Here is a 13,242-nt window from a genome sequence, read left to right on the forward strand (position 1 = left end):
CTACATTCTAAAGATATGTATCATGACTAAAATCTATTTTCGCATAAGAAGAGATATATGGAAATACCTTTCTCCTAAAAATGGAAACCTGTTGTAAAAAATAAAGGTATTTCTTATGAATGTATGATTTATCCTATTTTATTATTATTGTCAGTTTAATAGAATCAACAGTTCATATTTTTGTATAAATTAGAACAGAAAAAACTATAGAGATTATTCTTTTAATTCACGTTGTTCTCACTAGGAAATTAGCCCTATTGATTAAAATAAATGGAATATTTATAATTATCTGTATATTGTATAAAGGAGGCTAAGTATGTCTTTATCAAAAAAGATCCTTTTGGGGATGGGACTTGGGATTATTGTTGGACTAATCCTAAATTTAGCTTTGCCTAGTATGTATGACACTATTCAATCGTATATTCTATATCCATTAGGTAAAATATTCGTCAATCTAATTAAAATGCTGGTTGTACCAATTGTAGTTGTATCCTTAATTCTTGGGACTTCAGGAATCAGTGATCCGAAGAAATTAGGGCGAATTGGTGCGAAGACCATCTCTTTCTTTCTTATCACAACGGCAATAGCCATTATTTTAGCTATTGGAATGAGCTACTTATTTCAGCCTGGGTCAGGGGATTTTCAATTAGATGGAGCAAATTATGAGGCAACGGAGGCTCCGCCTGTCATTGATACACTTGTGAACATTATTCCAACAAACCCTGTCAATGCGATGGCACAGGAATCGATGCTGCAAATCATCGTTTTTTCGATATTTATTGGATATGGATTATCCAGGCTTGGTGAAAAGGTGAGTGGAATTTATCGTCTCATTGAGCAGGCAAATGATGTATTAATGTATCTAGTGAACGTAATTATGAAATTTGCTCCATATGGAGCATTTGCTTTAATTGCTACTGCAATCGGCGGTCAAGGCTTTGATGCGATTATGGCGATGGGCAAATATATGTTTGTTGTATTATTTGTTCTCCTTCTTCAGCTTGTACTTGTCTACGGATCTGCCCTTTCCTTCTTAGGAAAAATGAACCCAATCAAATTTTTCAAAGGATTTTCTCCTGCAATGATTGTTGCTTTCAGCACTTCAAGCAGCAATGCAACATTACCTATCTCTATGAAGGCAGCACAAAATAATTTAAACGTTTCAAAGAGTGTCAGTGGTTTTGTCCAGCCGCTAGGTGCGACTATTAATATGGATGGTACGGCCATAATGCAAGGAGTCGCAACTGTATTCATTGCGCAGGTTTATGGGAGTAATCTGAGCTTAAGTCAATTGCTTACGATTTTGTTAACTGCAACATTAGCTAGTATCGGGACTGCAGGTGTGCCTGGTGTAGGGCTAATTATGCTATCGATGGTATTGACATCCGTAGGGCTTCCAGTTGAGGCAATTGCATTAGTCCTCGGGGTTGACCGTTTACTTGATATGTGCAGAACCTCTGTCAATATTACAGGTGATGCTGTATGTGCAGTTATAGTAGATCGATCGGAAGGAAAACAGGAAGATTCGGCATCAGAGGAGAAAAGTGCATAAAAATTCTTCATTTTTCAGGCTCCCAATGGGAGTCTTTTTTATTTCTATCTGACTATTTTTGTAAAAAGTTCCATATTAAACTATAATTATATCAATTATTAATAGAATTTAAATCATTTTGTAAATTGATGGAGGACCCTATGGAATTAATACGTACTTTTGGCATGAAGGATCCAAATAAAACATACATAGTGAGACCCGCAGTATATGCGGTTGTTTTTAATGATACAAATGAAAAGGTAGCGGTTGTCCAAACAGATTGTGGCAAGTCTTTTCTACCTGGCGGCGGTATAGAGGGGGAAGAGACACACACTGATTGTTTAAAAAGAGAAGCAATCGAGGAATTAGGATTAGAGATAGAAATCATACAGTATATTGGATTCGCTGAAAGATACTTTTTTTCCACAAAGGAGTATAGGGATTATTTGAGTCAGGGCTATTTTTATATATGCCGGCTCGGAAAAAAGGTTTGCGAACCAATGGAAGACGATCATCATTTAGTATGGATGGAATTTGCAGAGGTTCAAAAGAAATTATTTCATGAACATCAATGCTGGGCGGTGAAAAAAGCATTAGAAATAGGTAGACAAAATGGCAAATAAATTGCTAAAGGGAACTTTTTTACTTTCCTCAGCTTCCTTTATTTCAAAAATTCTTGGATTTATTTATATTGTTCCTTTAACAGTATTAATTGGGACTTCTGGCTACGCCTTATATAGATATGCATATGGACCTTATACGATTATGCTAAGTCTTTCAACGATGGGCATTCCTTTAGCCATTTCTAAATTAACTGCCAAATACAAACAGCTTGAAAGGGAGGACATCGTTCGAAAAATAGTAAAGTCCGGAATGGCATTCATGTTCGTTACGGGCATGACTTCATTCTTACTTTTATATATGCTAGCCCCGCTGCTTGCAGGAATCGTTGTTGATGAAAAAAGTGATGGAAATACGTTAGAAAGTGTAACCTATGTCATTCGCGTTGTCAGCTTTGCTTTGATTATTATTCCGCCTATGAGTCTATTACGGGGATTTTTTCAAGGGAACGACTCGATGGGACCTCCAGCTATCAGTACAGTTGTGGAACAGTTATCCAGAGTATTATTTATTTTAGCAGGAGTTGTCGTATCATTAAAGCTCTTAGATTTATCAATCAAGCATGCTGTTGGAGTAGCAGCATTTGGTGCATTTATTGGCGGAATTGCGGGACTTGCTGTCCTTTTGTTTTATTTTTGGAAGAGAAAAAATTTTCTTCTGAAGTCAAGAAATGAGGTCGTCATACAAACTGATATATCGGTCATTTCTATTTTTAAAGAAATCATCACATACTCTATTCCATTCGTCATCATGGGATTAAGCCTGCCGCTTTATCAAAATATTGATACATACTCAATAAATTTTGTATTAAGTAACTATGGCTATGACGGGGTAGATCCAGAAAGTGTTAATTCCATTATCGGGCTCGCACAAATTCTAGTGCTCATTCCTGTTTCTATTACTACTGGACTTAGCGTGACGATCATTCCGAACATAACAAAATCGTTTGTTCAGAATAATTTTGGTTTGTTAAGAGAGCAGATGGGTCAATCTTTATTAATTCTTACATTCATAATCATCCCTGCAGCAACGGGCATCTGCATTCTTGCAGAACCTCTATATCTTTTGTTATTTACAGAAAAGAACTTGCCGGTACTTGGCGGCGAACTGCTGAAAGTTTATGCTCCTGCTGCAATTTTGATCGCTTTTTATGGTGTGACTTCATCTATTCTACAGGCAATCAATCAGCAGAAGAAATTAATTATCGGACTTTTTTCTGGAATACTGATTAAATTTATCCTGAACTTTATGCTGCCAGGAATATTTTTAGAAAAGGGTTTTATCATAGCCACTTATTGTGGGTATCTAGTATCACTTACTTTTAACATGATCATCATTCGAGAAAGAATTGGAATAGATCTAATAAAAGTCAATTATCGCGTTGTCACTGTTATTATTTCGACTTTCATTATGGCTTTTTTTGTTAATATACTGGAAAATGCATTGAGTCAACATGCAGGGACATTTTTAGTTGTGTTCCTATGTAGCTCTTTAGGTATTCTAATTTATTTTACTTCTTTATATGGCATGAATTTCATTAGATTTAAAAAATTTCTAAAGGGTCAGTAAGTAAGAGATAATTAAAGAATCATTAAGCATTTATAAAGAAATTTACAGATTTTGATGTTTGCCACGATGTTTTACCTATGTTAAAAATAATATGAACTGAATAAGAATGTTTTCTAGGGTTCCGCAAATTTATTTGGACTGGTCCGAGAGAAAACTCATAGCGATTGCTGTGCCACGGAAGGATAAAAGCCTGGGAGATGACTGTTATACAGATCTCTTTGGCTTATTTTTTTTTGAAAAAATTAAATAATAATATTAAATGGAGGGAAAAAAATGAACTGGGTTAAGGTTTTTATTGCAGCATTTTTTGAAGTATTCTGGGTAATTGGCTTGAAGCATGCGGACGACTTATGGACATGGACAGGGACAGTTATCTCAATCATTGTTAGCTTTTATTTAATGATCATGGCCGGGAAAAAACTTCCCGTTGGCACGGTTTATGCCGTATTCGTTGGAATGGGTACAGCTGGCACGGTACTTGCGGAAATTTTATTCTTCCATGAACCATTGAAAATTTCAAAAATGATTCTTGTTTCAATACTTTTAATTGGTGTTGTTGGTCTAAAGCTTGTAACGAAAGATGAACAAAATGAGGGAGGGGAAACGGAATGAGCTGGATGTATCTGGTACTTGCAGGAATCTTTGAAATGGTAGGCGTAACGATGATCAACAGCTTACACAAGAACCGCAACTGGCAATCTCTTCTTTTTATGCTAGTAGGGTTCGGATTAAGCTTTTTATTTCTTGCACTTGCTATGGAAAATTTGCCAATGGGCACGGCTTATGCGATCTGGACAGGAATTGGGGCTTCAGGAGGGGCCATCTTAGGTATGGTTCTTTATGGGGAACCAAAAGACTGGAAACGACTCCTTTTTATTGCGATGGTGTTAGGAGCTGCAATTGGATTAAAAATCGTATCATAATAAATTTTCTTATTGGACTGAATATTATTTATTAAAACTTTCCATCACTTTACCGATATAATAAAGTACGATTCATAATTGTATTAACTGCTTATAGTTAAACAACAAAACAATTATTTAACACCGAATGGGAGTGACGGAAAGTTGAAGATTAAAACGAGTCTAATTTCTACCATATCCATCTTAATAATAACGATAATTGCTCTAGGGTTGTTTTCTATTGCTATTATCAATTCAACCATTGATCAAAATCAGTTATTAAAAAATAAAATGGAAGTTCAAAAAGGAATAATAAAAGTCCAATATCGTCTGGCAGGACTCTCAAATGATGAAAGAGCTTTTATTATTACAGGGGATGAGCAGTTCTCAAGCGGAATGCAGAGTAAAGCTAGTGAGATTAAAAAAACAATTAAAGATATTGAAAAACTTATAGTAGTGGATGAATATAAAAAGAATCTTGCATCACTCGAACAGAGTTTTAATGAATTTTGGCAGATGAATCAGCAGGTTATTCGGTCCTTTCAAGATAACCCATCAGAAGCTAGAAGTTTACACTTTGGAGAAGAGAGAGCATTAAGAAAAGAAGTTTTAGATCCCGCAGTTAACCGGTTCGTGGAAGTACTTGAGAAAGATGTTAATGGTCTAAGCAGAAAGATAGAGAAAGAAGGAAGCTGGAGTAAAGCAGCACTTCTATCCGCAGTAGTAATAGCCACAATCATAGGTGTTATACTAGGCTTTTTCTTATTAAGAGCGATTCTGATTCCGCTTGGTCAGATTAATAAACAATTAGAGGAGATTGCCCAAGGAGAGGCGGACTTAACGAAACGAGTAAGAATCAAGGGGAAAAATGAGTTTGGACAACTAGCATTATCGTTTAATATGTTCGTTGAATCATTGAGAGAAATCATTAAACAAGTTGGCAGCTCATCTGAGCAAGTTGCAGCATCGTCAGAGGAATTAACTGCCAGTGCAGAACAATCTAAGGCAACTACTGAACTTGTTTCCGCTTCTATGCAGACAATTGCAGACAGTAACTCTCAGCAAAGTGATATGATGGAGAATAGTTTAGAAGCTGTTAATCAATCACTGCAAAACTTAGTAGAAGTGACTGAAAACACAGCAAATGTGGCAGAGGTATCATCGGCTATGAAAATTCAGGCTGAAAATGGATCAGAATCTGTAAAAAAGGTTGTAGAGCAAATGGAGTCCATTCATCAGTCTGTAGATATGGCTGGTGAAGGTGTAAATTCCTTAGTATCAAGTGTTCAAGAAATTAAAGAGATTTCATCTTTGATTACTGAGATTTCTAGTCAAACCAATTTACTTGCATTAAATGCTGCAATTGAAGCAGCTAGAGCAGGTGAACATGGAAAAGGCTTTGCTGTCGTTGCAGATGAAGTGAGAAAATTGGCGGACGAAACGAATCTTTCAGTCAATAAAATACATCATTTAGTTGCAACGATACAAAGTGAATCGGCTGATACGGTAAGCAACATTGTTCAGGTGAAGGAAAATGTCGCCTCAGGTATCAAAATATCTAAGGAAACAGTTTCTAATTTTAATGAAATTCTTGACTCTATTGAAAAGGTGACTTCACAAATTCAAGGAGTAGCTGCGACCTCACAGCAAATTACTGCTGGCTTTGAAATGGTGCAGCATTCAATTGAAGGAATCACAGATGGAACGAAAGAAACGGCAGCAAGTACAGAAAACATTGCTTCTTCTACAGAAGAGCAGCTTGCCACAATGGAAGAAATCACATATGCAACTGCATCATTATCTAAATTAGCAGAGGGCTTGCAATCAATGGTATCAAGATTTAAAGTATAAATTCCATTTATATTAAGACTTGTTTTGACTTATAACACAGCGAATTGCTATATATGACACCTCCATTTTCTTGGAGGTGCTTTTTAGTGTGAAAATAAAAAATAGAAAATTATACCAATGCGAGCGTTTATATATTATAATTTTAGGAATATTTAAAAAAGGAGGGAATCATTATGAATGATTGTTTTATTTGTCATAAACATAATGGAGCTATAAAAACTGATGGAGTAACCATATACGAAGATGAGTATATCTATGTTGGTCATATTGATAGAAATGGAAAACCTAATTACCTAGGTCATATTATGATTGATTTAAAGAGACACGCTCCAACACTTGGTGATATGACAGAAGAGGAAGCAAAAGCATTTGGATTAATGATGTCTAGAGTTAGTAAAGCTCTTATGAAATCTGAAAATGCAGAACATGTGTATGCTGTTGTGTCAGGAAATGCTGTCCCGCATCTCCATCTCCATCTTATGGCACGATATCCTAATACGCCAAAAGAATTTTGGGGACCTTGGGAAGTATATGATTGGGAGGATGCACCAATGGGTGACAACCAAGCTGTTATTGAACTTTGTAACCGTATAAAAAAGTACCTAGAGAACAATTGATATGAATACGATCATTAAAGAATTTACTTGGGTTGGCAGTCAGGAACATTTTGTAGATAAAATAGATGTTCAAAAAATCCAACAAATAATAATAGGCCGGTTTGGAGGAAATTCAACAGCAGGGCAGGATAAAAATGAAGATGGCTGCTTGATATGGGTTGACGATAAAGAGGAGTGGGAATTTGCAATTATTTTGGATGCACATCATACCACGGAAAGTGCAGAAATAGTAATAGAAACATTTTCATTTAAAAAAACAGAAATTGCCACTATACTATCAATGCCGGTGAACCAATGTTTTAAAAGACTTGAAGCAGCGGTCTTGGATCTCTTTCAAGGAGAAAAATTTCTTTCTGCTTGTCAGAAAGCAAAGGGGGAAACAGCCTGTTTAATTGTTGCTCGGAAAAATAAATATGTTTGGTGGTTTTCAGTTGGTGATTGTTCCTCATATATTTTCCACCCAGAACTTGCTTCTCTTGGTCAATACCAAATGAACCAACGGCAATTCTTCGAATGGGTTGGACAAGTCAACACGTTTGTACAAACAGTTCCTTGTTATAGCAGTGGAATAAGGGAGCTAAGAAGAGGTTCAAACCGAATATTTTTAACTACCGATGGACTTATTGAGTGTCCGAATGAACCTTTTTCAAATCCAAAAGAAATAGATAAAATTCTTTCAAATTTTGAAGATGAAGAGGGCATAAAGCTACTATTACAAAAAATTCAGGATAATCATGTGAGGGATAGTACGACCATTATTTCATGGAAAGTAAGTATAACTAATAAAGTTACAAGACCAAGCAATGAATAGGGAACTTGGTTTAAATGATGTTTACTAGAGGTGCGGCTTGCACCTGTTTTTTTATTGATCTATAGCATTTATTTTCTGCTGTGCTATGAAAAAATAGCATATTTATCGTCCTCTAGCATCAAATCATATCAGGAAGTTGAAAATCCTGTTATACTATATTAAGTAAATGTTTGAATCGAATGATAAGCATTCCTTAATTGAAACCAGCTAATTATTGATAAAAGGAAGGTAATATATGTCTGTTGAAAATGAAAATATAACTAGATTATACATAGAAAATAAAGAATACATATTAATCGGTACGGCACATGTTTCAAAACATAGCGCAGAATTGGTAAAAGAAGTAATCGAAGCTGAACAGCCAGATGCAGTTTGCATCGAATTGGATGACCAAAGATATAAATCCATTACTGACGGGAATAAATGGAAGGAAATGGACATTTTTCAGGTCATAAAAGAAAAAAAAGCTTCATTATTATTAATGAATCTTGCCATTTCTTCCTTCCAGAACCGAATGGCAAATCAATTTGGTATAAATGCAGGCCAAGAAATGATTCAAGGGATTGAATCAGCGAAGGAAACGGGTGCAGAACTTGTTCTTGCTGACCGAAATATCCAAATTACCTTTTCTCGCATTTGGGGAGGTATTGGATTAAAAGGTAAAACAATGCTACTAACACAAGTAATAGCTAGTATATTCAGCAAGGAAAGCATATCAGAAGAAGAACTGGAAAAGATTAAAGAGCAGGACACAATCAATGCGATTTTGAATGAATTCACGGAAACTTTTCCTAAATTAAAGAAGCCATTAATTGATGAGCGGGACCAGTATTTAGCAGAGAAGATTAAAAATGCTCCTGGAGAAAAAGTAGTTGCTGTATTAGGCGCAGCACATGTTCCGGGTATTACAAAAGAAATAAGGAAAGACCATGATTTAGCCCGCTTAAATGAAGTGCCACCTAAATCGAAAGTTCCAAAAATTATCGGATGGCTCATTCCAATCTTTATTATTTCCATAATCGCTTATACTTTTTATACAAATCCTTCTGCAGGACTTCAGCAGACATTAAGCTGGGTGCTTTGGCATGGATCGTTCGCTGCACTTGGAACTGCACTTGCTTTCGGTCACCCAATAGCCATTTTGACAGCCTTTATTGCCGCGCCAATTACAGCGTTAGATCCAATAACGGCTGCAGGCTGGTTTGCTGGAACTGTACAAGCATACTTCCGCAGACCAAGTGTAAAAGATTTTGAGACATTATCTGAGGACGTTTTTAGTTTCAAAGGATTTTGGAAAAATAAAGTAACTCGAGTACTCCTTGTTGTTGTACTGGCAAATATCGGGAGTTCACTAGGAACCTTTATTGGCGGAGCAGATGTCATTCGATTATTTATTAAGCATTTATAATGACAAAGGATGTTGTCTATGAACTTAGATAACATCCTTTTTTATAGGTTTACCTTTTATTTATTATTAGGGGTAATCTTTTTTGCAGTGAGTACTTTCATTGCATCATCTACATCATTTGCAAAGCGGATTGGATTTTCAATTTTTTCAAAATGAATATACATAAGTCTTGGGTCATCAAATAGCCAATGATTATGAAAGGCTGTCACAATAATATCGTGTTCGCGAAGCTCGCTAATGAATGGATTTATTTCTTCTTGAAGTATCACTGTTTCTCCACTGCATAGTGCTCTTCCGTCCGCTGTTAATGATTCAAAGGCAAACATTTGCGGAATCAATAAAAATGATCTACCACGTCTTCCAAGCACTCGAGGCATAATATTTGTCCGCGATTTCATTACAATGCAAACCCCATCTTCAAATGTATGCATGCTGCCATCCAAAATTCTATTGAATTCTTCACATAATTCTTCTCCTCGTCTGTTTGATGCTTTTTGAACTCTGCGAGAATTTCCAACATTGCGTGTGATTAATACTTCTATTGCTCTTCTTACTTTTCTGGCAAATGACAAAGGATTATCAATGGATTCGAAATGCATATACATTAGACGGGGATTTTCAAAAAGCCAGTGATTGTGAAGGGCTGTTACAATAATACCCTCTTCACGCAAAATAGTCATAAATGGATTAACTTCTTCTTGAAGGATGACAGTCTCACCAAGACATAATGCCTTTCCATTCTGATCTAGGTTTTCAAAAGAATATGCCTGTGGAACAAACATAAAGGATTCAGCTCTCCGACCTAATACAACTGGGTGAATATTTGTCCGGGATGTGGTCGCAGTACAAACACCATTAATAACAGAAGGTGTGGCCCCCAGAATTTCCGCAAATTCCTGGCAAAGGGAATCAGGGTTCATGCTGCTCATATTGTCCAATTTTAAATCATCTCCTGAATATTAAATTTCAGGACATTATATTCAGGTACGTTAATTAAGGAACTTGACTGAATGTTTGAGACAATATCCTTTTGATAAAATTGAGCCGTATATAATCATTGCATCGTCTAATAAGTAAGAGAGAGATGAGGTGAGAAGACTGGAGCAGCGAGATGAATTATTTGAATCGATCGTACATGATTATCTGAATGAGATTAGAAAATTAATATACTCTTATGTGAAAAATCATCATACGATGGAAGAAATTACGCAGGAAGTTTTTCTAACAGCGTTTCAAAAAATAGGAGAATTTAGAGGGGATAGTTCATTAAAAACATGGCTTTACACAATTGCAATTAATAAAAGCAAGGATTATTTAAAAAGCTGGCATTACCGTTACATGAGTTTTAATCAGTTTTTTCAAGATCGAGGGAGTGTAAAAAGTGTAGAAGAAGAATTAATATCCGTGCAACGTAATCGTGAGCTTGCGAAAGTCATCATGGCGTTGCCGGTTAAATATCGGGAAATCATTATTCTATATTATTATCATGATTTGGATAGCAATGAAATTAGCATCTTATTGAACTTAAATGTAAGTACTGTTCGAACAAGGTTAACACGAGGCAGAGATCTCATAAAAAGGAGGTTCAATATAGAATGGACCCACTAAAAAATAGTGTGAAAGAGGCACTTGATGAGTATGCTTACAAAAATATTGAGGTTGATCAGAATGGCAAAAATAGATTTATTTCTCAAATCACTCAGTGGCAAAAACGTTCGAAAAGGAAAACCTTTCATTTTTATCTATCCGTTTTAGCAGGGGCAGGAGCAATATTGTTAGCAGTTTTGTTATTTATGCCACAGCTGCCTTCAAACTCAATTAGTGAAAAGGAGATTAATCAGTTTGTTACCGAGTACAAAACCATACAGTATACGATTGAAGATCCAGTTCATTCACCCACAGGTATTGAAATAAGTGAGAAGGTGAAAGAATATCTTACAGAAGATGCTTATAAAAAACAAATGGCTAATCGAGTTTATGATACTGCCCCAATTATCGCACAACAAACGAATCAAAGCATCTCATTGGTAGAAGTAAGTTTAGTAAAGGAGAAGGAAAAGGATAATGGAATGATCGATTACAATTACACGACTAGAATTAAAATTTATGATAATCAATCTTCTAAGGAAATTGAAATTAAAGGACAATTAACCATATCTAATGAAGATGGACTTAAGATCACTCGTGACTGGGAAAATATTAAAAGAATAGGAGACGAACTTTTCAAATAAGAAATGGAATTAATTTCAAGGTTATTAAATAAATATAAACACTCAGATTGGTGTCCAGGGGTCTATTATATGATATATTATTACTGTATATATTTTCCTTGGGAGGGATAATATGACTGGAGCCATTGCTATTGTTATGGTTTTCTCTATTCCAATCATCGCCATCGTAACGGATCATTTTCAAACACAGTCAAAAATCAAGCATAAAATGATTCAAGATGAATTAGAACTGGAAAAGCTTAAACATCAAAACTATCTAATAGAAACGCAAAAAATGAGGCTTGAGCTTGAACAAATGCAGTTAGAGGGACAAAAAGAAAAAAAGATTTTGTAAAGTCCATGTTTTTTAAAAATCAGGTGATAACGAATGATATGCTTTTCGTTATCTTTTTTTTATTTCTTGTTTTTATATAGGCGTAAAAATAATTACGTTTTAAGGTAAAAATAGTCGTTGCATTTTAACGGAATTTGTTTTACTCTTAAAAGTAATAGGAGGTGAAAAAAATGGAAGATCTGAGATTAAATGTTTCATTATTACGTAGAAGAGTGCCTAATTTAACAACGGCTGCAAAATCTGTTGGCTTACGTCCTGCTACCGTTTCAAATCTATGTACAGGGAAGATTCCTGTTGGCAGGTCAGAGGTTCGTACATTAGTTGCACTTGCTTCACTGGCTGAATGCAGTTTGGATGAGTTGATCATTAGAGGGGAGAAGGTTGAGATGATTGAAACGAAGATTAAAGCACTGGATTTATTTGCACCACTTGCAAAAGGCGGAACAATTGGTCTAGTAGCACGCCACGGAATGGGGCAGCTTGTCTTGTTATCGGAGCTGTTTTTCCGCTTAAAAAAGGATGACTTTACAACCATTTTACTCATGCCAATTGGGGACTATCCAGAATTAAGTGATGTAACAGTAAATACTGACATCATTGCACATACAATCGATGAAGCTTATGATGTAATAGCTGTGAAAGGTAAGACTGGTGAAATCGCATTTGCTGCAGATCGAAGAAATGTTTTAACTGGGGAAATTTACGACCTTCAGGAGCGATTACAGGGAATAGGGATTAATAATGTAACCACTTTTTTAGTCGATTTGACTGGAGCGTCGGTTGACGAAGACCTTCCATACGGTCCGCTTGAAACATTATGGCAGTTCGATGCAGATTTGTCAGCAAGACATAAATTCCCAGCAGTAAACCCAATTTATTCAACATCTTCTGTATTAGAGGGAGCCCATCTAGATCAAAATCATCTCACCACTCAACAGCGCGCACAAAAACTTCTACGCCGGTACCGTGAGCTCCGTTCATTAGTAAATGTACGAGGATTGGAGCATCTCCCTGCAGCAGAAATTCAAACATTTAAACGAGGCGAACGACTGGAAGCCTATTTAACTCAGCCATTCTATGTTGCAGAAGACTTTACAGGACAAAAAGGGGAATCAGTAGCCTTAAAAGATACAATAAACGATGTCCGTAAAATCCTTGATGGGGTAACTGATTCTATTGAAATTGATCAGTTAACCTATATTGGGCAGTATATTGTAGATTAACAAAAAGTTAACAAAATTAGAACTCAGCTATTGGGTTCTTTTTTTGATGATAGGGCTATTCAGGAAAACAAAGTAGTTGTTCTAAGGAGATTTTCATCACTTTCTGTTGTTTTAGGTGGTTATCGCTGAATTTAGTATTTACAT

General features: G+C 35.8%; 14 protein-coding genes and 1 riboswitch. Of the genes, 13 read left to right on the forward strand and 1 reads right to left on the reverse strand.

Features of this window, described 5'->3' with window-relative positions; translation table 11 throughout:
- Positions 1–316 precede the first annotated feature (316 nt).
- The 9 genes from C1726_RS23505 to C1726_RS23545 all read left to right on the forward strand — a co-directional run bounded on the left by C1726_RS23505 (position 317) and on the right by C1726_RS23545 (position 9,310).
- Positions 317–1,552 (forward strand): dicarboxylate/amino acid:cation symporter, encoded by a 1,236-nt coding sequence (locus tag C1726_RS23505; protein WP_102275375.1) that lies wholly within the window; start codon positions 317–319, stop codon positions 1,550–1,552.
- 140 nt (positions 1,553–1,692) lie between these two features.
- The gene (locus C1726_RS23510) at positions 1,693–2,154 is read left to right on the forward strand and encodes an NUDIX hydrolase (protein ID WP_180968283.1); all 462 of its coding nucleotides are present in this window, start codon (positions 1,693–1,695) and stop codon (positions 2,152–2,154) included.
- A complete protein-coding gene (locus C1726_RS23515) occupies positions 2,144–3,721 on the forward strand; it encodes a putative polysaccharide biosynthesis protein (protein ID WP_102275376.1) in 1,578 nt (525 codons plus the stop codon). The genes C1726_RS23510 and C1726_RS23515 overlap by 11 nt, the downstream gene beginning before the upstream one ends.
- 102 nt (positions 3,722–3,823) lie before the next feature.
- Positions 3,824–3,920: riboswitch (guanidine-I (ykkC/yxkD leader) on the forward strand.
- A gap of 74 nt (positions 3,921–3,994) precedes the next feature.
- On the forward strand, positions 3,995–4,333 hold the full coding sequence (locus C1726_RS23520; protein ID WP_102275377.1) for a DMT family transporter: 339 nt from the start codon (positions 3,995–3,997) through the stop codon (positions 4,331–4,333).
- Positions 4,330–4,644: a DMT family transporter gene (locus C1726_RS23525; RefSeq protein ID WP_102275378.1), complete on the forward strand. Its 315-nt coding sequence runs from the start codon at positions 4,330–4,332 to the stop codon at positions 4,642–4,644. The genes C1726_RS23520 and C1726_RS23525 overlap by 4 nt, the downstream gene beginning before the upstream one ends.
- Before the next feature lie 144 nt (positions 4,645–4,788).
- The gene (locus C1726_RS23530; RefSeq protein ID WP_102275379.1) at positions 4,789–6,474 is read left to right on the forward strand and encodes a methyl-accepting chemotaxis protein; all 1,686 of its coding nucleotides are present in this window, start codon (positions 4,789–4,791) and stop codon (positions 6,472–6,474) included.
- Between the two features lie 173 nt (positions 6,475–6,647).
- On the forward strand, positions 6,648–7,091 hold the full coding sequence (locus C1726_RS23535; RefSeq protein WP_102275380.1) for an HIT family protein: 444 nt from the start codon (positions 6,648–6,650) through the stop codon (positions 7,089–7,091).
- Between the two features lies 1 nt (position 7,092).
- The gene (locus C1726_RS23540) at positions 7,093–7,902 is read left to right on the forward strand and encodes a protein phosphatase 2C domain-containing protein (RefSeq protein ID WP_102275381.1); all 810 of its coding nucleotides are present in this window, start codon (positions 7,093–7,095) and stop codon (positions 7,900–7,902) included.
- Between the two features lie 235 nt (positions 7,903–8,137).
- On the forward strand, positions 8,138–9,310 hold the full coding sequence (locus C1726_RS23545; RefSeq protein WP_102275382.1) for a TraB/GumN family protein: 1,173 nt from the start codon (positions 8,138–8,140) through the stop codon (positions 9,308–9,310).
- A 56-nt stretch (positions 9,311–9,366) separates the two neighbouring features.
- On the opposite strand, the gene C1726_RS23550 is transcribed toward C1726_RS23545, so the two are convergent.
- Positions 9,367–10,239 (reverse strand): DUF1259 domain-containing protein, encoded by an 873-nt coding sequence (locus tag C1726_RS23550; protein ID WP_102275912.1) that lies wholly within the window; start codon positions 10,237–10,239, stop codon positions 9,367–9,369.
- Between the two features lie 160 nt (positions 10,240–10,399).
- Between C1726_RS23550 and C1726_RS23555 the strand changes: the two genes are divergently transcribed.
- The 4 genes from C1726_RS23555 (at position 10,400) to C1726_RS23570 (ending at position 13,098) form a co-directional block, all read left to right on the forward strand.
- Positions 10,400–10,918, forward strand: a complete 519-nt coding sequence (locus C1726_RS23555; protein ID WP_102275383.1) for a sigma-70 family RNA polymerase sigma factor — start codon at positions 10,400–10,402, stop codon at positions 10,916–10,918.
- Positions 10,906–11,541, forward strand: coding sequence for a hypothetical protein (locus tag C1726_RS23560; RefSeq protein ID WP_102275384.1), 636 nt, complete (start codon positions 10,906–10,908; stop codon positions 11,539–11,541). The genes C1726_RS23555 and C1726_RS23560 overlap by 13 nt, the downstream gene beginning before the upstream one ends.
- Before the next feature lie 112 nt (positions 11,542–11,653).
- Positions 11,654–11,875: a hypothetical protein gene (locus C1726_RS23565; protein ID WP_102275385.1), complete on the forward strand. Its 222-nt coding sequence runs from the start codon at positions 11,654–11,656 to the stop codon at positions 11,873–11,875.
- 170 nt (positions 11,876–12,045) lie between these two features.
- The gene (locus C1726_RS23570) at positions 12,046–13,098 is read left to right on the forward strand and encodes an ATP synthase beta subunit C-terminal domain-containing protein (RefSeq protein WP_102275386.1); all 1,053 of its coding nucleotides are present in this window, start codon (positions 12,046–12,048) and stop codon (positions 13,096–13,098) included.
- Positions 13,099–13,242 lie beyond the last annotated feature (144 nt).

The organism is Cytobacillus massiliigabonensis (assembly GCF_900199725.1).
Lineage (GTDB): Bacteria > Bacillota > Bacilli > Bacillales > Cytobacillaceae > Cytobacillus > Cytobacillus massiliigabonensis.